This window comes from Citrobacter sp. CK202 (genome assembly GCF_030333225.1).
GTDB classification, from domain to species: Bacteria; Pseudomonadota; Gammaproteobacteria; order Enterobacterales; family Enterobacteriaceae; genus Citrobacter_B; species Citrobacter_B koseri.
The window spans coordinates 500,813-526,665 of sequence record NZ_JAOWGI010000028.1 but is presented as its reverse complement, the minus strand read 5'-3'; the positions used below and the strand labels follow the sequence as shown (position 1 = coordinate 526,665).

Annotated in this window: 21 protein-coding genes; 14 read left to right on the top strand and 7 right to left on the bottom strand. The window is 54.7% G+C overall.

Features of this window, described 5'->3' with window-relative positions:
- The first annotated feature begins 265 nt into the window (after window positions 1–265).
- On the top strand, window positions 266–1,747 hold the full coding sequence (locus tag OGX84_RS18565; protein ID WP_112002175.1) for an MFS transporter: 1,482 nt from the start codon (window positions 266–268) through the stop codon (window positions 1,745–1,747).
- A gap of 146 nt (window positions 1,748–1,893) precedes the next feature.
- On the opposite strand, the gene OGX84_RS18560 is transcribed toward OGX84_RS18565, so the two are convergent.
- Window positions 1,894–2,100: a YbfA family protein gene (locus tag OGX84_RS18560; protein ID WP_024130535.1), complete on the bottom strand. Its 207-nt coding sequence runs from the start codon at window positions 2,098–2,100 to the stop codon at window positions 1,894–1,896.
- Between the two features lie 308 nt (window positions 2,101–2,408).
- On the opposite strand from OGX84_RS18560, the gene kdpF reads away from it, so the two are divergent.
- The 9 genes from kdpF to potE all read left to right on the top strand — a co-directional run bounded on the left by kdpF (window position 2,409) and on the right by potE (window position 14,336).
- Window positions 2,409–2,498 (top strand): K(+)-transporting ATPase subunit F, encoded by a 90-nt coding sequence (gene kdpF, locus OGX84_RS18555; RefSeq protein WP_042285393.1) that lies wholly within the window; start codon window positions 2,409–2,411, stop codon window positions 2,496–2,498.
- The gene (kdpA, locus tag OGX84_RS18550) at window positions 2,498–4,177 is read left to right on the top strand and encodes a potassium-transporting ATPase subunit KdpA (protein ID WP_112002174.1); all 1,680 of its coding nucleotides are present in this window, start codon (window positions 2,498–2,500) and stop codon (window positions 4,175–4,177) included. Before kdpF ends, kdpA begins: the two co-directional genes overlap by 1 nt.
- A 20-nt stretch (window positions 4,178–4,197) precedes the next feature.
- Window positions 4,198–6,246, top strand: coding sequence for a potassium-transporting ATPase subunit KdpB (gene kdpB / locus OGX84_RS18545; protein WP_024130536.1), 2,049 nt, complete (start codon window positions 4,198–4,200; stop codon window positions 6,244–6,246).
- An 8-nt stretch (window positions 6,247–6,254) separates the two neighbouring features.
- Window positions 6,255–6,821 carry a potassium-transporting ATPase subunit KdpC gene (kdpC, locus tag OGX84_RS18540; RefSeq protein WP_112002173.1) on the top strand — a complete coding sequence of 189 codons (567 nt, stop codon included), beginning with the start codon at window positions 6,255–6,257 and terminating at the stop codon, window positions 6,819–6,821.
- On the top strand, window positions 6,821–9,508 hold the full coding sequence (gene kdpD, locus OGX84_RS18535) for a two-component system sensor histidine kinase KdpD (protein WP_286458279.1): 2,688 nt from the start codon (window positions 6,821–6,823) through the stop codon (window positions 9,506–9,508). Before kdpC ends, kdpD begins: the two co-directional genes overlap by 1 nt.
- Window positions 9,505–10,182: a two-component system response regulator KdpE gene (gene kdpE / locus OGX84_RS18530; RefSeq protein ID WP_012133308.1), complete on the top strand. Its 678-nt coding sequence runs from the start codon at window positions 9,505–9,507 to the stop codon at window positions 10,180–10,182. Before kdpD ends, kdpE begins: the two co-directional genes overlap by 4 nt.
- A gap of 278 nt (window positions 10,183–10,460) precedes the next feature.
- Window positions 10,461–10,565, top strand: a complete 105-nt coding sequence (speFL, locus tag OGX84_RS18525) for a leader peptide SpeFL (RefSeq protein WP_114149115.1) — start codon at window positions 10,461–10,463, stop codon at window positions 10,563–10,565.
- A gap of 256 nt (window positions 10,566–10,821) precedes the next feature.
- Window positions 10,822–13,020: an ornithine decarboxylase SpeF gene (gene speF, locus OGX84_RS18520; RefSeq protein WP_024130539.1), complete on the top strand. Its 2,199-nt coding sequence runs from the start codon at window positions 10,822–10,824 to the stop codon at window positions 13,018–13,020.
- The gene (gene potE / locus OGX84_RS18515) at window positions 13,017–14,336 is read left to right on the top strand and encodes a putrescine-ornithine antiporter (protein WP_012133311.1); all 1,320 of its coding nucleotides are present in this window, start codon (window positions 13,017–13,019) and stop codon (window positions 14,334–14,336) included. Before speF ends, potE begins: the two co-directional genes overlap by 4 nt.
- Before the next feature lie 90 nt (window positions 14,337–14,426).
- Here potE and pgm read toward each other — a convergent pair whose 3' ends face one another.
- A complete protein-coding gene (gene pgm, locus OGX84_RS18510; RefSeq protein ID WP_012133312.1) occupies window positions 14,427–16,067 on the bottom strand; it encodes a phosphoglucomutase (alpha-D-glucose-1,6-bisphosphate-dependent) in 1,641 nt (546 codons plus the stop codon).
- Window positions 16,068–16,091: 24 nt separating this feature from the next.
- Window positions 16,092–16,637, bottom strand: a complete 546-nt coding sequence (gene seqA, locus OGX84_RS18505) for a replication initiation negative regulator SeqA (protein ID WP_047458147.1) — start codon at window positions 16,635–16,637, stop codon at window positions 16,092–16,094.
- Between the two features lie 197 nt (window positions 16,638–16,834).
- On the opposite strand from seqA, the gene ybfF reads away from it, so the two are divergent.
- The 4 genes from ybfF to fur all read left to right on the top strand — a co-directional run bounded on the left by ybfF (window position 16,835) and on the right by fur (window position 19,447).
- Window positions 16,835–17,608: an esterase gene (gene ybfF, locus OGX84_RS18500; RefSeq protein WP_049009846.1), complete on the top strand. Its 774-nt coding sequence runs from the start codon at window positions 16,835–16,837 to the stop codon at window positions 17,606–17,608.
- 128 nt (window positions 17,609–17,736) lie between these two features.
- Window positions 17,737–18,030: a LexA regulated protein gene (gene ybfE / locus OGX84_RS18495; protein WP_012133315.1), complete on the top strand. Its 294-nt coding sequence runs from the start codon at window positions 17,737–17,739 to the stop codon at window positions 18,028–18,030.
- Between the two features lie 150 nt (window positions 18,031–18,180).
- Window positions 18,181–18,711, top strand: a complete 531-nt coding sequence (gene fldA, locus OGX84_RS18490) for a flavodoxin FldA (protein WP_012133317.1) — start codon at window positions 18,181–18,183, stop codon at window positions 18,709–18,711.
- A 289-nt stretch (window positions 18,712–19,000) separates the two neighbouring features.
- Complete coding sequence (fur, locus tag OGX84_RS18485; RefSeq protein ID WP_007373881.1) at window positions 19,001–19,447, top strand: ferric iron uptake transcriptional regulator; 447 nt, start codon at window positions 19,001–19,003, stop codon at window positions 19,445–19,447.
- Window positions 19,448–19,570: 123 nt separating this feature from the next.
- On the opposite strand, the gene chiQ is transcribed toward fur, so the two are convergent.
- The 4 genes from chiQ to nagE form a co-directional block, all read right to left on the bottom strand.
- A complete protein-coding gene (gene chiQ, locus OGX84_RS18480) occupies window positions 19,571–19,903 on the bottom strand; it encodes a ChiQ/YbfN family lipoprotein (RefSeq protein ID WP_047458156.1) in 333 nt (110 codons plus the stop codon).
- Window positions 19,904–19,952: 49 nt separating this feature from the next.
- Window positions 19,953–21,359 carry a chitoporin ChiP gene (chiP, locus tag OGX84_RS18475; RefSeq protein WP_012133319.1) on the bottom strand — a complete coding sequence of 469 codons (1,407 nt, stop codon included), beginning with the start codon at window positions 21,357–21,359 and terminating at the stop codon, window positions 19,953–19,955.
- A 443-nt stretch (window positions 21,360–21,802) separates the two neighbouring features.
- A complete protein-coding gene (gene glnS, locus OGX84_RS18470) occupies window positions 21,803–23,470 on the bottom strand; it encodes a glutamine--tRNA ligase (protein ID WP_012133322.1) in 1,668 nt (555 codons plus the stop codon).
- 405 nt (window positions 23,471–23,875) lie between these two features.
- Window positions 23,876–25,825: a PTS N-acetyl glucosamine transporter subunit IIABC gene (gene nagE, locus OGX84_RS18465; RefSeq protein WP_286458277.1), complete on the bottom strand. Its 1,950-nt coding sequence runs from the start codon at window positions 25,823–25,825 to the stop codon at window positions 23,876–23,878.
- Window positions 25,826–25,853 lie beyond the last annotated feature (28 nt).

The window sequence follows — 25,853 nt, the reverse complement described above, 5'->3', positions numbered from 1 at the left end:
ATCGCTCCCTTCTTCATATGTGCACTACGTTAAAATAGCGTTCTCCCGTCACTTCGTCGATAGCCATTTCTTCGACACATTGAGAAACAATCACGCCGTTTTAAGATGCAAAATGCTTACCCTTACTCGATCTGATTCATGTATATTTATGCAATCAGACAGCATATTGCAAAAATAATCAGATCTGTATCGAAGTTATAACTTTAAGGAAACACACTCACGCCGCGGATTTCTTTTGCGGTGTGACATCCATCCCGGAATCACAATGAATAAACCATCTTCTCAACCGCGCGCCATTTATTACGTCGTCGCACTGCAAATTTGGGAATACTTCAGCTTTTACGGCATGCGCGCCCTGCTGATTCTCTATCTCACCAACCAGCTAAAATACGACGATAACCATGCGTATGCGCTGTTCAGCGCTTACTGTTCGCTGGTCTATGTCACCCCGATTCTCGGCGGGTATCTGGCGGATAAAGTGCTCGGTAATCGCATGGCGGTCATGCTGGGAGCATTTTTGATGGCCGTTGGTCATCTGGTGCTGGGGGCGAGTGAAATCGCGCCGACCTTCCTTTATTTGTCGCTGGCGATCATCGTCTGCGGTTACGGTCTGTTCAAATCCAACATCAGTTGCCTGTTAGGTGAGCTGTATAAACCGGAAGATCCACGCCGCGACGGGGGATTCTCACTGCTGTATGCCGCCGGCAATATCGGCTCGATCATTGCCCCTATCGCCTGTGGTTATGTTCAGGAAGAGTACAGTTGGGCGATGGGTTTTGCGCTGGCCGCCATCGGCATGATCGCCGGGTTAATTATCTTCCTGTGCGGCAATCGCCATTTCGCCCACACCACTGGGGTGAATAAAGCCGCGCTGCACGCCAGAACGTTTGTTCTGCCCAACTGGTGTTGGCTGCTGGTGCTGTTGGTCGCCGCGCCGCTGCTGATCACGGTGCTGTTCTGGAAAGAATGGTCGGTCTATGCGCTGATTGTCGCCACCGTTATTGGTCTTGCGGTGCTGACAAAAATCTACCGTCAGGCACAGACGCAAAAACAGCGTAAAGAGCTGGGGCTGATTGTGGTTCTCACCTTCTTCAGCATGTTGTTCTGGGCGTTCGCCCAACAGGGCGGCAGCTCCATCAGTTTGTACATCGACCGATTCGTGAACCGTACGATTCTGGGTTACGAAGTACCGACGGCGATGTTCCAGTCAGTGAATGCCTTCGCGGTCATGCTGTGCGGCGTGGTGCTGGCCTGGCTGATTAAGGAGAGTATGGGCGGCAACCGTACCGTGCGGATCTGGGGGAAATTCGCCCTGGGCCTCGGTTTGATGAGCGCCGGATTCTGCATTCTGACCGTAAGCGCCCGGTTATCTGCCGCCTACGGTCACTCTTCTATGCCACTGATGATCTTAGGGTTGGCGGTAATGGGTTTTGCCGAGTTGTTCATCGACCCGGTCGCAATGTCGCAGATTACACGTATTGAGATCCCTGGCGTGACGGGCGTTCTGACCGGCATCTATATGTTGCTCTCCGGCGCGATCGCCAACTATCTGGCTGGCGTCATTGCCGATCAAACCTCGCAGAGCGCGTTTGATGCAAGCGGCGCGATCAACTACGCCATCAATGCCTATATCGATGTGTTCGACCAGATAACCTGGGGAGCGCTGGCCTGCGTGGTGCTGGTACTGCTGATTTGGCTGTATCAGTCACTCAAATTCAGAAACCGCCCGCTGGCGGTTGAGTCCTGAATGACATTACGCCCGGTGGCGCTACGCTTACCGGGCCTACAGCGTGGCACTATCTGTAGGCCGGATAAGGCATCGCCGCCATCCGGCATAACGTATAAAAAAACCGCCACATTTCTGTTGGCGGTTTTCTCGGACGATGCTGTATATCAGTAGAAATCGCAGGTCACTTTTTCTGCCTGCTCCATCCACACCGGTTTATCGCTGGTTTTCGACCAGACGCGATGCAGATAGCTGTAAAAACGAGCACGGTCTTTCCAGAACAACATGACCGGCAGCGCCAGAACCCCAGCCACAACGGCGAGAGTGCGGCGTAACAAAACAACATGAGCCGGATATTCTTTATAGAGTTCCATACTTTTCTCCCCTTTATCTGGCCGGTAATCATCACCGGTAAAGTCAAATTGGTTATCTGCTGAAAATAGTACCGCTTTGCGTGTAATTTTACTACTCATCCGACCACTTATTTTGTCTATTTAAGCTTTATTTACATTCACCCTGTAATTAAGTTACATAAAAGTTAAATTAATACTAATCATTAGTTAAATGATGGTCTTTTCCATTTTTATACTTTTTTTACACCCTACGCGCCGATTTTTGCGAAATCTTTGCAGGCAAAAAATTACCCTCCGCATATCAGAAGAAAAACCACTGGAGGTGCACCGTGAGTGCAGGCGTAATCATCGGCATCGTGCTGATTTTCTTACTTTTGGGTTACCTGGTGTATGCCCTGATTAATGCGGAGGCATTCTGATGGCGGCCCAGGGATTTTTACTGACAGCCAGTTTTTTACTGATCCTGTTCGTGCTCGCCCGCCCTTTAGGCGTGGGTCTGGCGCGACTTATCAACAACATTCCCCTGCCAGGCACCGCCAGCGCAGAGCGTCTGCTATGGCGCGGGTTGGGGATACCGGCGCAGGAAATGGACTGGAAACAGTATCTGCTGGCCATTCTTACCCTGAATCTGTTGGGTCTGGCAGTGCTGTTTCTGATGCTGCTGGGGCAAAACCTGCTGCCGCTGAACCCGCAGCAGTTGCCTGGCCTTTCCTGGCATCTGGCGCTCAATACGGCCATCAGTTTTGTCACCAATACCAACTGGCAGTCCTACGGTGGGGAAACCACCTTAAGCTACTTCAGCCAGATGGCGGGACTGACCGTACAGAACTTCCTGTCGGCGGCTACCGGTATCGCGGTGATCTTCGCCCTGATCCGCGCCTTTACGCGCCAGAGCATGGATACGCTGGGCAACGCCTGGATGGATTTGGTGCGCATTACGCTGTGGATCTTATTGCCGCTCGCCCTGTTAATCGCCCTGCTTTTCATCCAGCAGGGCGCACTGCAAAACCTGCTGCCCTATCAACCGTTCACCAGCGTTGAAGGTGTGAAACAGCTTTTGCCGATGGGGCCGGTAGCTTCACAGGAAGCCATAAAGATGCTCGGCACCAACGGCGGCGGGTTCTTCAACGCCAACTCATCGCATCCGTTTGAAAACCCGAGCGCATTAACCAACATGGTACAGATGCTGGCGATCTTTTTGATTCCCGCCGCGCTTTGCTTTGCCTTTGGCGATGCGTCAGGCGATCGCCGTCAGGGACAGATGCTGCTGTGGGCGATGTCGATCATTTTCGTGGTCTGCGTCGCCGTGGTGATGTCGGCGGAAGTCCAGGGCAATCCTCATCTGCTGAAGTTTGGCACCGACAGCAGCCTCAATATGGAAGGCAAAGAGAGTCGCTTTGGCGTGCTGGTCAGCAGCCTGTTCGCCGTCGTGACCACGGCGGCCTCCTGCGGGGCGGTTATCGCTATGCATGACTCTTTTACCGCACTGGGCGGCATGGTGCCAATGTGGCTGATGCAAATCGGCGAAGTGGTTTTTGGCGGCGTCGGTTCGGGTTTGTACGGCATGCTGTTGTTCGTATTGTTAGCCGTATTTATCGCCGGGCTGATGATTGGCCGCACGCCAGAATATCTGGGTAAAAAAATCGACGTGCGCGAAATGAAAATGACCGCCCTGGCGATTCTGATTACCCCGACGCTGGTATTGCTCGGTACGGCGCTGGCGATGATGACCGAAACCGGCCGCAGCGGAATGCTCAACCCCGGCCCACACGGTTTTAGCGAAGTGCTGTACGCCGTCTCTTCGGCGGCCAACAACAACGGCAGCGCCTTTGCCGGTCTGAACGCCAACACGCCCTTCTGGAACTGCCTGCTGGCCTTCTGCATGTTTGTCGGTCGCTTCGGGGTGATTATCCCGGTCATGGCAATTGCCGGATCGCTGGTCGGTAAAAAGCGCCAGCCGGCCAGCCCCGGCACACTGCCGACGCACGGCGCGCTGTTTGTCGGCCTGCTGATCGGTACGGTGTTGCTGGTGGGCGCACTGACCTTTATTCCTGCGCTGGCGCTTGGGCCGGTTGCTGAACACCTCTCTTTATATTGAGCGAAGCGGAGTACATGGTGATGAGTCGCAAACAACTGGCGCTGTTCGAGCCCTCCCTGGTCGCTCAGGCGCTGATCGAGGCCGTGAAAAAATTAAGCCCACATACCCAGTGGCGCAATCCGGTCATGTTTATTGTCTGGATCGGCAGTCTGCTGACGACCCTTATCACGGTGGCGATGGCAACCGGGCAGATGCCAGGTAATCCCCGGTTTACTGGCGCGATAAGCCTCTGGCTATGGGTTACCGTCCTGTTCGCTAACGTTGCCGAAGCGCTGGCGGAAGGTCGCAGCAAAGCGCAGGCCAGCAGTCTGAAAGGGGTGAAGAAAACGGCATTTGCCCGCAAACTGCGTGAACCAAAGTATGGCGCGCAGGCGGATCGCCTCCCTGCCGATGAGCTGCGTAAAGGGGATATCGTCCTGGTTGAAGCGGGCGATATTATTCCCTGCGACGGCGAGGTCATTGAAGGCGGCGCATCGGTGGACGAAAGCGCCATTACCGGTGAGTCCGCGCCGGTGATTCGTGAATCCGGCGGCGACTTTGCCTCAGTGACCGGCGGAACACGTATTCTCTCCGACTGGCTGGTCATCGAATGCAGCGTGAATCCCGGCGAAACCTTCCTTGACCGGATGATCGCGATGGTGGAAGGCGCGCAGCGCCGTAAAACGCCAAACGAAATCGCGCTGACCATTCTGCTGATTGCCCTGACTATTGTCTTTTTACTGGCAACCGCCACGCTCTGGCCCTTTTCCGCCTGGGGCGGCCATGCCGTCAGCGTGACGGTGCTGGTCGCCCTGCTGGTTTGCCTGATCCCCACCACTATCGGCGGATTACTTTCGGCGATCGGCGTCGCCGGGATGAGTCGAATGCTGGGAGCAAACGTCATCGCCACCAGCGGTCGGGCGGTGGAAGCCGCAGGCGACGTGGACGTGCTGCTGCTGGATAAAACCGGCACCATCACCCTCGGCAACCGTCAGGCCTCGGACTTTCTGCCCGCTCAGGGCGTGGATGAAAAGACGCTGGCCGACGCAGCGCAACTCTCTTCGCTGGCCGACGAGACGCCGGAAGGCCGCAGCATCGTCATTCTCGCCAAACAGCGTTTTAATCTGCGCGAGCGCGATGTGCAGTCGCGCCATGCCACCTTTGTTCCCTTTACCGCGCAAAGCCGGATGAGCGGCATCAACATTGATAACCGAATGATCCGTAAAGGTTCCGTGGATGCCATTCGCCGCCACGTTGAAGCCAGCGGCGGTCACTTCCCCGCTGACGTGGAGCAAAAAGTGGATAGCGTCGCCCGTCTTGGCGCCACGCCGCTGGTGGTGGTGGAAGGTTCCCGCGTGCTGGGCGTTATCGCTCTGAAAGATATTGTCAAAGGCGGGATTAAGGAACGTTTTGCCCAGTTGCGCAAAATGGGCATCAAAACGGTGATGATCACCGGCGACAACCGCCTGACGGCAGCGGCGATTGCCGCCGAAGCCGGAGTGGATGATTTCCTGGCGGAAGCCACACCAGAAGCCAAGCTGGCGTTGATCCGCCAGTACCAGGCTGAAGGTCGCCTGGTGGCGATGACCGGCGACGGAACCAACGATGCACCGGCGCTGGCGCAGGCTGATGTGGCAGTGGCAATGAACTCCGGTACTCAGGCAGCGAAAGAAGCCGGTAACATGGTGGATCTGGATTCCAACCCGACCAAGCTGATCGAAGTGGTGCATATCGGTAAACAGATGCTGATGACGCGCGGTTCGCTCACCACGTTCAGTATCGCCAATGACGTGGCGAAATATTTCGCCATCATTCCGGCGGCGTTTGCCGCGACGTACCCGCAGTTGAATACGCTGAACATTATGCGTCTGCATTCGCCGGATTCCGCAATCCTCAGCGCGGTGATCTTCAATGCGTTGATTATCGTTTTTCTGATCCCGCTGGCATTGAAAGGGGTGAGCTATAAGCCGCTTTCGGCCTCTGCCATGCTGCGCCGTAATCTGTGGATTTACGGCCTGGGTGGTCTGGTTGTGCCGTTTATCGGCATTAAAGTGATTGATTTACTGCTGACTCTGCTGGGTCTGGTGTGAGGTTTATAATGAGTGGATTACGTCCTGCATTATCAACGCTGGTGTTTCTGACGCTGCTAACCGGCGGCATTTACCCGCTGCTTACCACCGCGCTGGGGCAATGGTGGTTCCCGCATCAGGCTAACGGCTCACTGATTGTTGATGGCAGTCTCGTGCGCGGCTCTGCGCTTATCGGGCAGAATTTTACCGCCGACGGCTATTTTCAGGGACGCCCGTCAGCAACGGCGGAAATACCCTATAATCCCATGGCTTCCGGCGGCAGTAATCTGGCGGTCAGCAACCCGGAGCTGGATAAACAGTTGCAGCAGCGGGTGAAGGCGCTGCGAGCCGCTAACCCGGACGCCAGCACGACGATTCCGGTGGAACTGCTCACCGCCTCCGCCAGCGGGCTGGACAATAACCTGACGCCAGCGGCGGCGGCGTGGCAGATCCCGCGCGTCGCCAAAGCGCGAAATCTCAGCGTTGAAGCCGTGACGCAGTTGGTCGCAGAATATACGCAAAAGCCGCTGGTGAGTTTTATCGGCCAGCCAGTGGTCAATATCGTGGAACTCAATTTAGCGCTGGATAAGCTCTGATGGTTAATGAAGAACCGCTACGCCCTGACCCCGATCGCCTGCTGGAACAGACCGCCGCACCACACCGGGGAAAACTGAAAATCTTCTTCGGCGCCTGCGCAGGCGTCGGGAAAACCTGGGCGATGCTGGCTGAGGCGCAGCGACTGCGGGCGCAAGGGCTGGATATTTTGACGGGTGTCGTGGAAACCCACGGGCGTAAAGAGACCGCCGCGCTGCTGGACGGCCTCAGCATCCTGCCGCTAAAACGGCAGACGCGTCACGGACGCCATCTCAGCGAGTTCGATCTTGACGCGGCGCTGGCCCGTCGCCCGGCGCTTATTCTCATGGACGAACTGGCGCACAGCAATGCGCCAGGCTCGCGCCACCCTAAACGCTGGCAGGATATAGAAGAACTGCTGGAAGCGGGTATTGACGTCTTTACCACCGTCAACGTCCAGCACCTGGAAAGCCTCAACGATGTGGTCAGCGGCGTGACCGGCATTCAGGTTCGAGAAACCGTACCAGACCCCTTCTTCGATGCCGCCGACGAGGTGGTTCTGGTCGACCTGCCGCCTGACGATCTGCGAGCGCGTCTGAAAGAGGGCAAGGTGTACATTGCCGGCCAGGCTGAACGCGCCATTGAGCACTTCTTTCGCAAAGGCAATTTGATCGCCCTGCGTGAACTGGCGCTGCGCCGCACGGCCGACCGGGTGGACGATCAAATGCGCGCCTGGCGGAGTCATCCGGGCGAAGAGAAAGTGTGGCATACCCGCGACGCCATTCTGCTGTGCATCGGGCACAACACCGGCAGTGAAAAACTGGTGCGTGCCGCCGCGCGGCTGGCTGCCCGCCTCGGCAGCGTCTGGCACGCGGTGTATGTCGAAACCCCGGCGCTGCATCGCCTGCCGGAAAAGCAGCGGCGCGCCATCTTGAGCGCCCTGCGTCTGGCGCAGGAGCTGGGCGCAGAGACCGCCACGCTTTCCGATCCCGCCGAAGAAAAAGCGGTTGTGCGTTACGCCCGGGAACATAACCTCGGCAAAATTGTGCTGGGTCGCCCGGCAACGCGACGCTGGTGGCGCAGAGATTCGTTTGCCGATCGCCTGGCGAAACAGGCGCCGGATCTCGATCAGGTGGTCGTCGCCCTTGATGATCCCCCGACTCGCCCGTTGAATCAGACACCGGATACCCGTGCCTTCAAAGATAAGTGGCGGGTGCAGATACAGGGCTGCCTGGTCGCGATCGCCCTTTGCGCGGTGACCACCGTCATCGCCGTACAGTGGATGGTCGCCTTTGATGCCGCTAACCTGGTGATGCTGTGTCTGCTGGGCGTGGTGATTATCGCTCTGTTTTATGGGCGCTGGCCCTCGGTAGTGGCAACCTTTATTAACGTCGCCAGCTTCGATCTCTTTTTTATTGCTCCTCGCGGCACGCTTGCCGTTTCCGATGTGCAGTATCTGTTGACCTTCGCCGTGATGCTGACGGTGGGGCTGGTGATCGGTAACCTGACGGCGGGCGTGCGCTATCAGGCGCGGGTTGCCCGCTATCGGGAACAGCGCACGCGCCATCTGTACGAGATGTCCAAAGCGCTGGCGGTGGGGCGAAGCAGGCAGGATATCGCCGCCACCAGCGAACAGTTTATCGCTTCCACGTTTCAGGCCCGCAGCCAGGTGTTATTGCCGGATGAAAACGGCACGCTGATGCCGCTGACCCACCAGCAGGGCATAACGCCGTGGGATGACGCCATCGCCCGGTGGAGCTTTGACAAAGGCCAGCCGGCCGGGGCGGGCACAGATACCCTGCCCGGCGTGCCGTATCAAATTTTACCGTTAAAAAGCGCCGATAAAACGCATGGACTGGTGGTGGTCGAGCCGGGGAATCTTCGCCAGTTGATGATCCCGGAGCAACAGCGGCTACTGGAAACATTCACCTTGCTGGTCGCCAGCGCGCTGGAGCGTCTGACGCTCACCGCCAGTGAAGAGCTGGCCCGACTCGCCAGCGAGCGCGAGAGCATTCGCAATGCCCTGCTCGCCGCCCTCTCCCATGACTTGCGCACGCCGCTGACGGTGCTGTTTGGTCAGGCGGAGATTTTAACCCTGGATTTGGCAAGTGAAGGATCGCCACATGCGCGCCAGGCCAGCGAAATCCGCCAGCACATTCTCAACACCACCCGGCTGGTGAATAACCTGCTGGATATGGCGCGCATTCAGTCCGGTGGATTTAATCTTAAAAAAGAGTGGCTGACGCTGGAAGAGGTTGTCGGCAGCGCCCTGCAAATGCTGGAGCCGGGGCTATCCCACCCCATTAACCTGTCGCTGCCAGCGCCGCTGACGCTGGTACACGTTGACGGCCCGCTGTTTGAACGGGTACTGATCAACCTTCTGGAAAACGCCGTCAAATACGCCGGTTCACAGGCGGAGATCGGCATTGATGCCCATGTTGAAGACGAACATCTTCAGCTTGACGTCTGGGATAATGGCCCCGGCATTCCTGACGGGCAGGAGAAAAGCATCTTCGACAAATTTGCCCGGGGAAATAAAGAGTCTGCCGTACCGGGCGTTGGGCTGGGGCTGGCTATTTGCCAGGCGATTGTTGAAGTGCACGGTGGAACGATTTCCGCCCACAATCGCCCGCAGGGCGGAGCCTGTTTCCGTGTTACACTCCCGCAGGAAACTGCGCCTGAACTTGAAGATTTTCATGAGGATATGTGACCAACGTTCTGATTGTTGAAGACGAACAGGCTATTCGTCGCTTTCTGCGCAGCGCGCTGGAAAGCGACGGGCTGCGCGTGTACGAAGCAGAGACGCTAAGCCGTGGGTTGCTGGAAGCCGCCACGCGGAAACCCGATCTCATCATTCTTGATCTTGGCCTGCCTGACGGCGACGGCATCGATTTTATTCGCGACCTGCGACAATGGAGCGCAATTCCAGTGATTGTGCTTTCTGCTCGCAGCGAGGAGAGCGATAAAATCACTGCGCTGGATGCGGGCGCCGATGACTATCTGAGTAAACCCTTCGGCATTGGCGAACTACAGGCGCGCTTACGCGTGGCGCTGCGCCGTCACGCCAGCGGCCCTTCTCCTGATCCCATCGTGCAGTTTTCCAGCATAAAAGTGGACTTAGCAGCACACCTTGTCCACCGTGATGAAGAAGAAATTCACCTGACGCCGATTGAGTTTCGCTTACTGGCCGTGTTGCTGAATAATGCGGGCAAAGTGCTCACCCAGCGGCAGCTGTTGAACCAGGTCTGGGGCCCGAACGCCGTCGAGCACAGTCACTATTTGCGTATTTATATGGGTCACCTGCGACAGAAACTGGAGAAAGATCCCGCCCGCCCCCGCCATTTCATTACCGAAACCGGAATCGGTTATCGTTTTATGCCATGAATGGTTATTCATTTTTTTTAATTAATTCCTAAATATCATTTTTATCATTAACCACACTGCAAATAATGTATTTTGCAGTGTAAGCTCATTCCTTAAAAAATATAAAAATACAAACCAATAACATATAAACAACAATACGATATCTTATCGTGTGATATGCATAAACAACGACTAAATATTTTAGAAATGATCGTTTTTTATTGATCTTCTTCACAGATCAGGCTCATTTCCTGGATAAAATACCCTCACCTTCCACTTATCCAGTAAAGGTAACCAAAATGGAAAATAATAGCCGTACAATGCCCCATATAAGGCGGACAACTCATATTATGATGTTTGCTCACCGTAACAGCTTCGACTTTCATTTCTTTAATGCCCGTTAGTCTTTCGACTAAGGGCACTCCAGCATACAGGTCTTCCTGACCCCTTGTATCGCAGGCTAACGCCTGTATCTCGTGGTGCTCACACTGCATAACCCTGTTTTACCTGTGACCGGAAAGGTTAGGGTTTATTGCATCTTCTAAAAAGCAATTTACTGATTTATTTATCAGTGGCGTCGTATTGCTTTTTTTCCGGAGCTATCAGTTTCTCATTCGAGAAATTGAGGACCTGCTATTACCTGAAAATAAAGAGATGAAAATGTCTGAATTAAAAATTGCCGTCAGTCGTTCCTGCCCTGATTGTTTTTCTACACAGCGCAGTATCGTTAATGTTGATGAAAGTAATTTCATTGATGTTGCCGCTATCGTGTTATCCATCAATGATATTGAACGAGGTAAACTCGATGAGATTGATGCGACGGGCTACGGTATTCCCGTGTTTATCGCGACACAAAATGAAGAGCGCGTTCCGGCAGAATATCTGCCGCGGATCTCGGGCGTATTCGAACATAATGAAGCCCGTAACGCCTTCTATGGCCGCCAACTGGAGACCGCTGCCAGCCACTATGAAACGCAACTGCGCCCGCCGTTCTTCCGGGCGCTGGTGGACTACGTAAACCAGGGCAACAGCGCATTTGACTGTCCGGGGCATCAGGGTGGTGAATTCTTCCGCCGTCACCCCGCAGGGAACCAGTTTGTTGAGTACTTTGGCGAAACGCTTTTCCGCTCTGATTTGTGTAATGCCGACGTGGCGATGGGCGATCTGCTTATCCATGAAGGCGCGCCGTGCATCGCGCAACAACACGCCGCGAAAGTGTTCAACGCCGACAAAACCTACTTTGTGCTGAACGGCACCTCATCGTCAAACAAAGTGGTACTTAACGCGCTGCTGACCCCAGGCGATCTGGTGCTGTTCGATCGTAATAACCACAAATCGAACCACCACGGCGCGCTGTTGCAGGCGGGCGCGACGCCGGTTTATCTGGAAACCGCGCGCAACCCGTACGGCTTCATCGGCGGGATCGACGCCCACTGCTTTGAAGAAGACTATCTGCGTGAACTGGTCAGCGAAGTGGCGCCGCAACGCGCGCAAGACGCCCGTCCGTTCCGCCTGGCGGTGATCCAGTTAGGCACCTACGACGGCACCATCTATAACGCCCGTCAGGTGGTGGATAAGATTGGTCATCTGTGCGACTACATCCTGTTTGACTCCGCATGGGTCGGCTACGAGCAGTTTATTCCGATGATGGCCGATTGCTCGCCGTTGTTGCTGGACCTGAACGAGAACGATCCGGGTATCCTGGTCACGCAGTCTGTTCACAAACAGCAGGCCGGTTTCTCCCAGACCTCGCAGATCCACAAGAAAGACAGCCATATCAAAGGTCAGTCTCGCTATGTGCCGCATAAACGTATGAATAACGCGTTCATGATGCACGCCTCCACCAGCCCGTTCTACCCGCTGTTCGCCGCCCTGGACATCAACGCCAAAATGCACGAAGGCGTCGGTGGCCGTAACATGTGGATGGACTGCGTGGCGAACGGCATCAATGCACGCAAGCTGATCCTTGATAACTGCCATCACATCCGTCCGTTTGTGCCGGAACTGATCGACGGTAAACCGTGGCAGTCTTACCCCACGGCGGAGATCGCAAACGACCTGCGCTTCTTCCACTTTGTGCCGGGCGAACACTGGCATGCCTTCGAAGGCTACGCCGAACACCAGTACTTTGTTGATCCGTGCAAACTGCTGCTCACGACGCCGGGCATCAATGCGCGCAACGGCGAATACGACACCTTTGGCGTTCCGGCGACCATCCTTGCCAACTTCCTGCGTGAAAACGGCGTGGTGCCGGAAAAATGCGATCTCAACTCGATCCTGTTCCTGCTGACGCCAGCGGAAGACATGGCGAAATTGCAGCAACTCGTCGCCCTGCTGGTGCGCTTTGAGAAACTGCTGGAAGCCGATGCGCCGCTGGCTGACGTTCTGCCGTCAATTTATAAGCAGCATGAAGCGCGTTATGCCGGCTACACCCTGCGTCAGCTGTGCCAGGAGATGCACGATCTGTACGCACGCCATAACGTGAAACAGCTGCAAAAAGAGATGTTCCGTAAATCCCATTTCCCACGCGTCAGCATGAATCCGCAGGACGCCAACTACGCCTATCTGCGCGGTGAAGTCGAACTGGTTCGCCTGCCGGACGCGGAAGGACGGATCGCGGCAGAAGGCGCGCTTCCGTATCCGCCAGGGGTTTTGTGCGTTGTTCCGGGTGAAATCTGGGGCGGTGCGGTGCTGCGTTATTTCAGCGCGCTGGAAGAAGGGATCAACCTGCTGCCGGGCTTTGCGCCTGAACTACAGGGCGTTTACATCGAAGAACACGACGGCCGTAAACAGGTGTGGTGCTACGTCATTAAACCGCGCGAAGCACAGAACACCCTGCTGAAAGGGGAAAAATTATGAGTAAAGCCAAATCCAATAAAATGGGCGTCGTTCAGCTCACCATCCTGACAATGGTCAATATGATGGGCTCCGGGATTATCATGCTGCCCACCAAACTTGCGGAGGTCGGCACCATCTCGATCATCTCGTGGCTGGTGACTGCCGTTGGTTCAATGGCGCTGGCATGGGCTTTCGCCAAATGCGGGATGTTCAGCCGTAAATCCGGCGGTATGGGCGGCTACGCGGAGTATGCCTTTGGTAAGTCCGGCAACTTTATGGCGAACTACACCTATGGCGTTTCGCTGCTGATTGCCAACGTCGCTATCGCCATCTCCGCCGTCGGCTACGGCACCGAGCTGTTCGGCGCCACGCTGTCACCGGTGCAGATCGGTCTGGCGACCATCGGCGTGCTGTGGCTGTGCACCGTCGCCAACTTCGGCGGCGCGCGCATTACCGGGCAAATCAGCAGTATCACCGTCTGGGGCGTGATTATTCCGGTTGTCGGTCTGTGTATCATCGGCTGGTTCTGGTTTAGCCCGACGCTGTACGCCAACTCCTGGAACCCGCATCACGTACCGTTCTTCACCGCCGTCGGTTCTTCTATTGCGATGACGCTGTGGGCCTTCCTCGGTCTGGAATCTGCCTGTGCCAACGCCGAAGTGGTGGAAAACCCGGAGCGTAACGTACCGATTGCGGTATTAGGCGGTACGCTGGGCGCGGCGGTGATTTACATCATCTCCACCAACGTGATTGCCGGGATCGTACCAAACATGGATCTGGCCAACTCCACCGCGCCGTTCGGTCTGGCGTTCGCACAGATGTTTACCCCGGAAGTCGGTAAAGTGATCATGGCGTTGATGGTGATGTCCTGCTGCGGTTCGCTGCTGGGCTGGCAGTTCACTATCGCCCAGGTCTTCAAATCCTCGGCGGATGAAGGATATTTCCCGAAAATCTTCTCTCGCGTAACGAAAGTGGATGCGCCGGTTCAGGGGATGCTGACCATCGTGATTATCCAGAGCGGATTATCGCTGATGACCATCAGCCCATCGCTGAACAGCCAGTTCAACGTGCTGGTTAACCTGGCGGTGGTAACAAACATTATCCCGTACATTCTGTCGATGGCCGCGCTGGTGATCATTCAGAAAGTGGCAAATGTTCCGTCGTCAAAAGCCAAAACGGCGAACTTCGTGGCATTCATCGGCGCGCTGTACAGCTTCTATGCGCTGTATTCCTCCGGTGAAGAAGCGATGCTGTACGGCTCCATCGTGACCTTCCTCGGCTGGACGCTGTATGGACTGGTATCGCCGCGCTTTGAGCTGAAAAACAAACACGGCTAAAAAAAAGCCCGGTGGCGCTAACGCTTACCGGGCCTACGATCGTTGTTGTAGGCCGGGCAAATGCAGTTCCGCCCGGCACACAAACCGCACTTACGCGTTTTTCAGCACTTCGCTGACAATCTCAACCGCTTCTTTTTCGATCTGCTTGCGGTGTTCCTCGCCGAGGAAGCTTTCGCAATAAATCTTATAAGCGTCTTCCGTGCCAGAAGGCCGCGCGGCAAACCAGCCGTTGTCGGTCATCACTTTCAGGCCGCCAATCGACGCGCCGTTACCCGGCGCCGCCGTCAGACGCGCGGTGATCGGATCGCCCGCCAGCGTGCTGGCGCTCACCATTTCTGGAGAGAGCTTAGACAATGCGGCTTTCTGCGCAGACGTTGCGCTTGCCTGCAAACGGTTATAGCTCGGCGCGCCAAAGCGAGCCGCCAGCTCGTTGTAGTGCTCCTGCGGGTTTTTCCCGGTGACGGCCGTGATTTCCGCCGCCAGCAGGCACATGATGATGCCGTCTTTATCGGTAGACCACGGCGTGCCGTCGAAACGCAGGAAAGACGCCCCGGCGCTCTCTTCGCCGCCGAAGCCGAAACTGCCGTCGAACAGACCGTCGACGAACCATTTAAAGCCGACCGGCACTTCCACCAGTTTACGCCCCAAATCGTTCACCACGCGGTCGATCATCGCAGAAGAGACCAGCGTTTTACCGACCGCCACCTCTTTGCCCCACTGCGGGCGGTGCTGGAACAGATAGTTGATCGCTACCGCCAGATAGTGGTTCGGGTTCATCAGCCCTGCCGGAGTCACGATGCCGTGGCGGTCATAGTCCGGGTCGTTGGCGAACGCCAGATCGAACTTATCACGCAGCGCCAGCAGACCCGCCATCGCGCACTCGGAGGAACAGTCCATACGAATTGCGCCATCTTTGTCGAGATGCATAAAGCGGAACGTCTGATCAACGTGATCGTTAACGATAGTCAGGTTCAGGTTGTAGTGCTTAGCAATACGCTTCCAGTATTCGATACCGGAACCACCCAGCGGATCGACGCCCAGCGTCAGGCCCGCTTTCTGAATCGCCGCCATATCGACGATATCCGCCAGCCCTTCAACAAACGGCTGCACCAGATCCTGCTCTTTAACGTGGCCTGAGGCCATCGCCGCATCCAGAGAGATACGCTTCACGCCCTTCAGACCGTCAGCCAACAGCGCGTTGGCCCTGTCTTCCACCACTTTGGTGACGTTGGTATCCGCCGGGCCGCCGTTTGGCGGGTTGTACTTAATACCGCCGTCTTCCGGTGGGTTGTGAGATGGCGTGATCACGATGCCATCAGCCAGCGGGCCGCCTTTTTTATTGTGAACCAGGATAGCGTTAGAAACGGCAGGCGTTGGCGTGAAACCATTGTTTTCCTGCACGATGACATCAACACCGTTCGCCGCCAGCACTTCCAGTACAGAGATAAATGCCGGTTCAGACAGCGCGTGGGTATCTTTGCCCACATAACAAGGACCAGTGATACCGTTTTTTGCACGCTCTTCCGCAATCGCCTGGGCGATCGCCAGGATGTGCGGCTCGTTAAAACTATGACGACCTGCGCTACCGCGATGCCCGGACGTACCGAACTTCACGGCGTGCTCTGCATTCCCTGCTTCGGGTTTCAGTACATAGTACTGTGCCGTCAGTTGGGCGACGTTAATCAAATCACTCTGTTGCGCAGGTTGACCTGCACGGTTGTGGATTGCCATTGCCTGGTCCTTTTAATGCAAGGATTAAATTGTTCCGCAAACCTTCTCAATCAATTCCGCCGGGAATTGCATTGACTGCATGATGTGTTCAACCATGCTGCATTTACGGCCGGTGTTGGTGTTGGTAATCACCCAATACGGCGTGCCGGGCACATGTTTCGGTTTGGTTTGATTACCATTTTTCAGCAGCGTTTGTTCATCAGCCGCAAAATAGACGCGCGTACGGCCATGCAACGACTCCGTCGCTTCGGCAAACGCGCGATTATCCAGTGAGTAGAGTGTAGACAGCACCAGCATGAAGCGGTTTACCGCTTTCTTCTGCTCCGCGTACTCGTCGGAAAGCAGCAGTTCACGCATGGCGCGGACTTTATCTTTTACGGGGTTGACGGGCTTCGCTTCCACGATAGCAGGTTGCGCGACGCGAACCTCTTTCGCCGCCGGAGTGACAGGCTGTGATACGGCGGAAAACTTCAACATGCGCCGTAAAATGTCGGATGCGCTCTCGCCAATATGCTTGGTGTGGCTGGCAATATAGCTATAGAGTTCATCATCAACTTCAATCGTTTTCATCTTAATCCAGTGCGGTGTCTTATCTGAATACAAGTCGTTGGGATTACCTGCACGTAGTGTAAAGGCAAATTCCAACAGCGGATAGCGTCAAACCTGGCTGACGGAAAAACTCGGAGTAAACCGTAGTTGTTGCAGCCCTGTGGCAGAATAGTCAACATAATACCCTAACCCGACAGAGCGAAAAAAAGAACTTTGCCATGAAATTGAATATCCGAGCGCAAACTGCACAAAACCTGCACAATAATTCTCCCATCGTCCTCGTTCACGGTTTGTTTGGCAGCCTGGACAACCTCGGCGTTCTGGCGCGCGACCTGGTGACCGATCACGATATCATTCAGGTTGATATGCGCAACCACGGTCTCTCCCCTCGCGATCCGGTGATGGACTACCCGGCAATGGCGCAAGACTTACTGGATACCATTGATGCCGAAGGCATTGAGAAAGCCACCTTTATCGGCCACTCCATGGGCGGTAAAGCGGTAATGGCGCTCACCGCGCTGGCGCCGGAGCGTATTGACCAGTTGGTCGCGATCGACATCGCGCCGGTCGATTACCACGTTCGCCGCCACGATGAAATCTTCGCCGCCATCAATGCCGTCACCGACGCGGGCGCCGAAACCCGTCAACAGGCCGCCACCGTTATGCGTCAACATCTGCAAGAAGAAGGCGTCATCCAGTTTCTGCTGAAATCGTTTATCGACGGCGAATGGCGCTTTAACGTACCGGTGTTGTGGGAACAGTATCCACATATTGTGGGCTGGGAGACCATTCCAGCCTGGGATCGCCCGGCGTTGTTTATCCCCGGCGGCAACTCGCCTTATGTGACCGAAGCATATCGTCACGATCTGCTGGCGCAGTTCCCTCAAGCGCGGGCGCACGTCATCGCCGGAGCGGGCCACTGGGTTCACGCGGAAAAACCCGATGCGGTGCTGCGCGCCATTCGTCGCTATCTGGCAGATAAGGCCAACTGATTAAAAACTCAGCGTCCGCGCGCGATTACGTCCGCGGGCGTTGGCGTGTCTGCCTTGCTGATGTATGATGGCGCGCTATCCATCCGGGCAGACGCCTGGCTGATTGTTTCCCCGAAGTCACCAAAATCATGGCCAAAGAACAAACGGACCGTACGACATTAGATCTGTTCGCACACGAGCGTCGCCCGGGACGACCCAAAACCAATCCGCTTTCGCGTGATGAACAGCTGCGCATTAATAAGCGTAACCAGCTAAAACGCGACAAAGTACGTGGCCTTAAGCGTGTCGAACTGAAACTCAACGCTGAGGCTGTCGATGCGCTGAACGAGCTGGCCGAATCCCGCAATATGAGCCGTAGCGAACTCATCGAAGAGATGCTGATGACTCAACTGGCAGCGCTGCGCGGCCAGGGCGTAGTCTGAAAAACTGCTCAATATCATAAATCATGTAGCACAGAGTGCAGTCCCGCGTGATTGCTGTTTCCGCATGCCTGACTGTTCTGCTATGATTGCCCTTATCTGCGGGCAATACGCCACCACCATTTCAATAAGTTTCAAGAGGTTATTTTACTCATGGCAATCACTGGCATCTTTTTCGGCAGCGACACCGGTAATACCGAAAATATCGCAAAAATGATTCAAAAACAGCTTGGTAAAGACGTTGCCGATGTGCATGACATTGCGAAAAGCAGCAAAGAGGACCTGGAAGGGTACGACATCCTGCTGCTGGGCATCCCGACCTGGTACTACGGTGAAGCGCAATGTGACTGGGATGACTTCTTCCCGACTCTCGAAGAGATTGATTTTAACGGTAAACTGGTGGCGCTGTTCGGCTGCGGCGACCAGGAAGATTACGCAGAATATTTCTGCGACGCGTTAGGCACCATCCGCGACATCATTGAGCCGCGCGGCGCGACCATCGTCGGTCACTGGCCAACGGCGGGCTACCATTTTGAAGCGTCCAAAGGTCTGGCTGACGACGATCACTTTGTTGGTCTGGCTATCGACGAAGACCGTCAGCCTGAACTGACCGCAGATCGCGTTGAAAAATGGGTTAAACAGATTTCCGGCGAACTGCACCTCGACGAAATCATTAACGCCTGATTTTGTGCGGCGCAGAAAAGCATCTGCGTCGCATCAATAGATAAAACCAATTAAAATAATTGCTACAAATTTGTAACTTTCTTGCCTGACCCTGTACAATGTCCGGGTGTTATTCTGGTATTGCACAGTGTGTTTGTTGGCGATACCTCGTTTTTATTAACAATATTTGCCGGAGGCTTGCAGTTTTCATTTAGGCGTGGCAGTTCTATAATGAAACGCATGATCTCAAGTGCAATTTCTGTCACTTCTTTGTTGGAAGTGAATCGTTTAGCAACAGGACAGATTCCGCATGACTGACAACAATACCGCATTAAAGAAGGCTGGCCTGAAAGTAACGCTTCCTCGTTTAAAAATTCTGGAAGTTCTTCAGGAACCGGATAACCATCACGTCAGTGCGGAAGATTTATATAAACGTCTGATCGACATGGGTGAAGAGATTGGGCTGGCGACCGTGTACCGCGTGCTGAACCAGTTTGATGACGCCGGTATCGTAACCCGCCACAATTTTGAAGGCGGTAAATCCGTTTTTGAGCTGACCCAACAGCATCATCACGATCACCTTATTTGCCTCGATTGTGGCAAAGTGATCGAATTCAGTGATGATTCTATCGAAGCGCGCCAGCGTGAGATTGCGGCTAAGCATGGCATTCGTTTGACGAACCACAGCCTCTATCTCTACGGCCACTGCGCTGAAGGCGATTGCCGGGAAGACGAGCACGCGCACGACGCGAAGTAATGTGAAACCTGCTAAAAAGCCAACCGACCGGTTGGCTTTTTTTATGCCTCCGAGCCGGTAGCGGCCTTAAAAAACGCAAACGGGCGGAGAGTTCTCTCCGCCCGCCATTAACCCGCCCTGCTTTTATTTGGCGCTATTTTTACTGCGAATTTCCTGCCAGATTTTGTCGCAATCGGCGGTCACCGCCTGATCGTTCCCCGTACGCGTAGCCTGAATGCACTGCTGATAATCCAGCACGCGCACGCTCTCTTCTGTAGCAAACTGCTTGTGCTGGTCATCTTTCTTCAGCACGTTCAGTACACTCTGACAGGCCTCAATTTTCTCTGGCGAACCTTGCGCCGTATTGATGCAGGCGCTATATGCCTCTTTTAACTGACTGTCTTCTTTCGGCGCGGTTGGCTGCGCGCAGGCCACCAGTCCCGATGCCATCATGGCGATGAGTAACAGTTTTTTCATATCAGTGTCCTCAACGTTGCGGCAGACAAATCGCCTGCCGCAACGGGCATCAGAAAATAGTGAACGGAGCGATAACCATGAACTTCACGTCACGTTCATCCTGGAAGATGTTGCCGTAACCGCCGCCCCAGCTTGGGATGTTGGAGTGGTTGTCATATTCCGTGAAATGCAGTTTAAACATGGTGCCTTTGGCACGGCCTTCCTGTAGGGTGTAGACCGCATCAAGGCTGTAAGAAGACTCTTCAATGGTACGGTTTTTGTCATAGTACGCATCCGGGGTAATCTGCCAGGTTGATGGCTTCGCGTCCCAGGCGTAAACGTATGACGCCCCCACTGCCCAGCCCGGCAGGTTCCAGTTTTTCAGATCGTACATCGCACCGAAGAAGACGGCTTTTTCGCCGTTGGCGTTAAAGTCTGAGCGGTTATCCCACCAGATATCCAGACGACCGTTTGAGGATGCGTAAGTTGGCGTCATACGTTGCAGGAAGTAACCTTGTTGACCGTCCGCCTTAACCCAGGTCCCTTCCAGGCGCAAATCGACGACTTCGGCCACTTTGTAACCGAAAGTCAGCGCCTGCAACCAGGCGGTGCCGTCATAAATATCGTTTACGCTGCGATCATCAACTTTGTCGCGCGCACCATAGAACTGATAGCTGGTGGTGAACGGGTTGCCGCCCAAATCAAATTTATAGCTGGCTTTGGCAAAATACTGGTCGACATACCCTTCTGACTGACCAAATGCCGCTTCCAGCACGAGGTCATTTTTGAAATCGTATTTAGCGCCGATAGAGTGGAGGTAATCCACTTTGGTCTTTTTATCGGCCTGATAGAATTTATCAACATCGGTGTGCCACGGCGCTTTATATTGGTTGGCCCACATGTAGGAGAAACTCAGCGCGCCCGCATCACCGTAGTCAAAATTCGCTCCGGCTTCCGCGCCCTGATAAGTACCCGGCATAAAGCTCCAGTGCGGCGCTAACAGCGTCTGACCGGTCGGCTGGATATACCCCGCACGCGCCCAGGTTGGCCCGTACTTAAATTTTGCAGCGGCTTTATAGAGGCTGATCCCGCTCTTATCGCCAGAATAATCTTCATCGTAACCTTTATTCTTTTTCGAGAAGGCGATTTCGTTGGGGTGTCCGCTGTCGCCGTTTTCCGCCATTTCTATCGCGGTAAATGCCGCGATATCCAGACCGAACATATCAGCCGCATAACCAGACTGGAAATCCAGATTGGCGTTCCAGGTCGCGTGTGAAAGGTTGGTTTTATATTTGTCATCGTCGGTGACATCTTTACGGTCACGCTCACGCTGCCAGTAATAGATGCCGCCTGTTAACGTGGAATCGTCAATAAAGCCTTCGGCCTGAGCCTGTGGAACGACGACCAAACCTGACATTGCTGTGATACCGGCTATAGCCAGCGCCAGCGTACTACGTTTGCCACTAAACGTACGCATGTGTTAATCCTCTTTGACGTATAAAATGCTGCCGAACAAAAGCGGACAGCGAAAAATAAAAATGTAAAAGTAGCGTTGAGAAAAACCTCGCAGACTACAGTGAATAGACTATTTTTCGCGACGCGAATTATCAATCTCTTTCTGTAACGAGAATGTAAGAGTATGAGCAACCGCACATATTTCATTGCTTTCTGTTACATTTTCATCAGGTGCTAAAAAAGATGAACAAAAGTTAAAATTGTCTTGTTTTCCATGCACATGAAATCGGTTTCACATGAAATGATATTCATTCCATAAATTCACTATGCCAAAACTATTTTGTTGCGAAATTATTTTCCCGACGGCATTAATTCGCTCTGCAAACAGAGAGCGGGATGACAAAATGGAAAGGATAAAAAAACGCCGCAAACTGCGGCGTTGGAAGGTGATGTGATGCGGTGGCTTTACTCGCCCGCTTTAGCCCACGTATCGCGCAGACCTACGGTACGGTTAAATACGCGTTTATCCGCCGTTGTGTAGCGGCTATCCAGGCAGAAGTAGCCTTCACGCTCAAACTGATACGCTTTACCCGCTACGGCGTTCTGCAACGACGGTTCCGCGTAACCCTGCTTAATTACCAGCGATTCAGGGTTGATCACGGACAGGAAGTCCTCTGCGGCGCCCGGGTTCGGCACGCTGAACAGACGATCGTACAGACGAATTTCAACCGGCAGCGCGTGTGCCGCGCTTACCCAGTGAATGACGCCCTTCACTTTACGGCCATCGGCCGGATCTTTGCTCAGGGTGTCCGCATCATAGGTACAGAAGATGGTGGTGATATTGCCTTCCGCATCCTTCTCCACGCGCTCAGCTTTCACCACATAGGCGTTACGCAGACGCACTTCTTTCCCCATCACCAGACGCTTGTACTGCTTGTTCGCTTCTTCGCGGAAGTCAGCACGATCGATCCAGATCTCACCGCTAAACGGTACTTCACGGCTGCCCATTTCCGGTTTGTTCGGATGGTTCGGCATGGTGACCATTTCGCTTTCGCCCTGCGGGTAGTTTTCGATAACCAGTTTCACCGGATCGATAACCGCCATCGCGCGCGGTGCGTTTTCGTTCAGATCTTCACGAATGCAGGACTCCAGCGACGCCATCTCAATGGTGTTGTCCTGCTTGGTAACGCCGATGCGTTTGCAGAATTCACGGATGGAGGCCGCGGTATAGCCACGACGACGCAGGCCAGAAATGGTCGGCATACGCGGATCGTCCCAGCCTTCAACGTGTTTGTCCGTCACCAGCAGGTTCAGCTTACGCTTGGACATCACGGTGTATTCCAGATTCAGGCGCGAGAATTCGTACTGACGCGGGTGAACCGGAATGGTGATGTTGTCCAGCACCCAGTCGTACAGACGACGGTTGTCCTGGAATTCCAGCGTACACAGAGAGTGCGTAATGCCTTCCAGCGCATCGCTGATACAGTGAGTAAAGTCGTACATCGGGTAGATGCACCACTTGTTGCCGGTCTGGTGGTGTTCAGCAAATTTAATGCGGTACAGCACCGGATCGCGCATCACGATAAACGGCGACGCCATATCAATTTTGGCGCGCAGGCACGCTTTACCTTCTTCAAAACCACCGGTACGCATTTTTTCAAACAGCGCCAGGTTCTCTTCCACGCTGCGATCGCGGAACGGGCTGTTTTTACCCGGCTCTTTCAGCGTACCGCGATATTCGCGGATCTGATCCGGCGTCAGCTCATCGACGTACGCCAGACCTTTGGTGATCAGCTCAACCGCATACGCATGCAGCTGATCGAAGTAATCTGAGGAGTAGCAAACGTTGCCAGCCCAGTGAAAACCTAACCACTCGACGTCGTTTTTGATCGAATCAACGTACTCGATATCTTCTTTTACCGGGTTGGTATCATCGAAACGCAGGTTGCACAGACCCTGATAATCTTGCGCGATGCCAAAGTTCAGACAAATGGATTTCGCGTGGCCGATGTGCAGATAGCCATTCGGCTCCGGCGGAAAACGGGTGTGGATTGTGGTGTGCTTACCACTGGCCAGATCTTCATCGATGATCTGACGAATAAAGTTAGTCGGGCGGGCTTCAGCCTCACTCATCGTGGATTCCTCAAAGCGTAAACAACGTATAACGGCATATGATCTTATAAGCCGGACAGACTGACAACCTTTAGTTACTTAAAAAGTGGCTTTGAAGAAAATATGGGGGCTGATTGCTGTAAAAAAAAGCGACGGCGCTTTGCCGGATGACGGCTACGCCTTATCCGGCCTACAAACTGCGTCGAACCGTAGGCCTGATAAGCGCAGCGCCATCAGGCGCATTTGCCGGATAGCAGCTATACCTTATCCAGCCTACAAACTGTGTCGAACCGTAGGCCTGATAAGCGCAGCGCCATCAGGCGCATTTGCCGGATAGCGGCTATACCTTATCCGGCCTGCAGGCTGCAAAAAAAAGCGGCGGAGGTTTCCCGCCGCCGCTCAGGCACAAACTCTACTCAGGAGCGATTATTTGCCTTTAATCTCATACAGTGGCGTTTGACCTGCAACCACCTGACCTTCAGCTTTAATCACCAGACCGCTGAAGTCGTCGATGTTGCTGCAAACCACCGGGCTAATCATCGAGCGCGCATTGGCGTTCAGGAACTCCAGATCCATTTCCAGGATCGGCTGACCGGCAACCACTTCGGCACCCTCTTCCACCAGGCGTTTGAAGCCCTGACCGTTCAGCGCAACGGTATCGATCCCCATGTGGACAACGATTTCCGCGCCTTTTTCAGTTTCCAGGCAGAACGCATGATTGGTGTTGAAGATTTTCACAATGGTGCCTGCCGCCGGGGAAATAACGGTTTTATCCGTTGGTTTCACCGCCACGCCGTCGCCAACCGCTTTGCTGGCGAACGCTTCGTCAGGAACCTGTTCCAGCGCAACCACGTCACCCGTGACTGGAGAAACCAGCGTCGCGATAGTCACCGCATTAGGAACCGCCTGCGGTTTTGCCGCCGGTGCCGCAGTCACTGGCGCACTGTCAGCAGACGCTGCCGCAACCGGGCCACGCGCCACCACTTTCTTCATTTCGTCGCCGATAGATTCCGCTTTCGCGCCGACGATAACCTGGATGGTCTGTTTGTTCAGTTTCACCACGCCGGACGCACCAAGACGTTTACACATCGCATCGCTCACGCGAGCCGCGTCGGCAACGGTCAGACGCAGACGGGTGATGCAGGCATCGATCGCTTTCAGGTTATCCGTACCGCCAACCGCAGCAATGTAGTTGGTCGCCAGTTGGGTCATACCTTCTTCAGTGTTGCTGTTCGCTTCGTCAGTCACGATATCGTCGTCTTTATCTTCACGACCTGGCGTTTTCAGGTTGAACACGCGAATTACCGCACTGAACAGCAGGAAGTAGATGACGAAGAAGACCGCGCCCATCACCAGCAGCATCCAGACGTTTTTGCTGGCCGCAGGCAGGCTATACATCAACACGTAGTCAATTGCGCCTGCGGAGAAGGAGAAGCCCGCATGAATACCCAGCAGCGTCGCGATGAACAGGCTGATACCGGTCAATACTGCGTGCAGGAGGTACAGCAACGGTGCCAGGAACATGAACAGGAATTCCAGCGGCTCAGTAACACCGGTCAGGAACGCGGTGATCGCAACGGACAGCAGCATACCGCCAACCATTGGACGACGCGCTTTCGGCGCAGCGAAGTACATCGCCAGCGCCGCACCCGGCAGACCGAACATCATGATCGGGAAGAAGCCGGACATGAACATCCCCGCCGTGCCGTCACCCGCGTAGAAGCGGTTGATGTCGCCGTGGAATACCGTACCTGCCGTGTTAGTGAACTCGCCAATCTGGAACCAGGCGATGGTGTTCAGCACCTGATGCAGACCTGTCGGGATCAACAGACGGTTGATGAAACCGAAGATACCGGAACCCAGCGCGCCCGCGCCGACGATCCATTCACCGCCCGAATGAATAGCGTGCTGAACCGGAGGCCAGACGTAACCGAAAATCGCCGCCAGCACCAGACAGAAGAAGCCCGTGGCGATCGGCACAAAACGTTTGCCGCCAAAGAAGCTCAGGAAATCAGGAAGTTTGATACCGGACCAACGGTTATAAACGGCGCCGCCCACCAGACCGGTAATGATACCCGCCAGGACGCCCATGTTGATTTCCGGGTTAATCGTCACCATCGCTTTGGTCAGGACGAAGTACCCGACCGCACCCGCCAGCGCTGCTGCACCCGCGCTGTCCTTAGACCAGCTGGATGCCACACCGATGGCGAAGATCAGTGCGAGGTTATCGAAGATCGCCCCGCCCGCCTGCGCGATAAAGGCGACATTCAGTAAATCTGGTTGACCGAATCGCAGCAACAGTGCCGCCACTGGCAGCACTGCGATAGGGAGCTGTAACGCCCTACCCAGTCGCTGGAAAAAACCTAAAATATTCATCTTATTCCCCCTACGAGACCCCGATTAG

What these genes read in the sequence shown, in the direction of transcription:
- OGX84_RS18565 (WP_112002175.1), top strand. Translation starts at nt 266, where the DNA reads ATGAATAAACCATCTTCTCAACCGCGCGCCATTTATTACGTCGTCGCA.
- OGX84_RS18560 (WP_024130535.1), bottom strand. Translation starts at nt 2,100, where the DNA reads ATGGAACTCTATAAAGAATATCCGGCTCATGTTGTTTTGTTACGCCGC.
- kdpA (WP_112002174.1), top strand. Translation starts at nt 2,498, where the DNA reads ATGGCGGCCCAGGGATTTTTACTGACAGCCAGTTTTTTACTGATCCTG.
- kdpB (WP_024130536.1), top strand. Translation starts at nt 4,198, where the DNA reads ATGAGTCGCAAACAACTGGCGCTGTTCGAGCCCTCCCTGGTCGCTCAG.
- kdpC (WP_112002173.1), top strand. Translation starts at nt 6,255, where the DNA reads ATGAGTGGATTACGTCCTGCATTATCAACGCTGGTGTTTCTGACGCTG.
- kdpD (WP_286458279.1), top strand. Translation starts at nt 6,821, where the DNA reads ATGGTTAATGAAGAACCGCTACGCCCTGACCCCGATCGCCTGCTGGAA.
- speFL (WP_114149115.1), top strand. Translation starts at nt 10,461, where the DNA reads ATGGAAAATAATAGCCGTACAATGCCCCATATAAGGCGGACAACTCAT.
- speF (WP_024130539.1), top strand. Translation starts at nt 10,822, where the DNA reads ATGTCTGAATTAAAAATTGCCGTCAGTCGTTCCTGCCCTGATTGTTTT.
- potE (WP_012133311.1), top strand. Translation starts at nt 13,017, where the DNA reads ATGAGTAAAGCCAAATCCAATAAAATGGGCGTCGTTCAGCTCACCATC.
- pgm (WP_012133312.1), bottom strand. Translation starts at nt 16,067, where the DNA reads ATGGCAATCCACAACCGTGCAGGTCAACCTGCGCAACAGAGTGATTTG.
- seqA (WP_047458147.1), bottom strand. Translation starts at nt 16,637, where the DNA reads ATGAAAACGATTGAAGTTGATGATGAACTCTATAGCTATATTGCCAGC.
- ybfF (WP_049009846.1), top strand. Translation starts at nt 16,835, where the DNA reads ATGAAATTGAATATCCGAGCGCAAACTGCACAAAACCTGCACAATAAT.
- ybfE (WP_012133315.1), top strand. Translation starts at nt 17,737, where the DNA reads ATGGCCAAAGAACAAACGGACCGTACGACATTAGATCTGTTCGCACAC.
- fldA (WP_012133317.1), top strand. Translation starts at nt 18,181, where the DNA reads ATGGCAATCACTGGCATCTTTTTCGGCAGCGACACCGGTAATACCGAA.
- fur (WP_007373881.1), top strand. Translation starts at nt 19,001, where the DNA reads ATGACTGACAACAATACCGCATTAAAGAAGGCTGGCCTGAAAGTAACG.
- chiQ (WP_047458156.1), bottom strand. Translation starts at nt 19,903, where the DNA reads ATGAAAAAACTGTTACTCATCGCCATGATGGCATCGGGACTGGTGGCC.
- chiP (WP_012133319.1), bottom strand. Translation starts at nt 21,359, where the DNA reads ATGCGTACGTTTAGTGGCAAACGTAGTACGCTGGCGCTGGCTATAGCC.
- glnS (WP_012133322.1), bottom strand. Translation starts at nt 23,470, where the DNA reads ATGAGTGAGGCTGAAGCCCGCCCGACTAACTTTATTCGTCAGATCATC.
- nagE (WP_286458277.1), bottom strand. Translation starts at nt 25,825, where the DNA reads ATGAATATTTTAGGTTTTTTCCAGCGACTGGGTAGGGCGTTACAGCTC.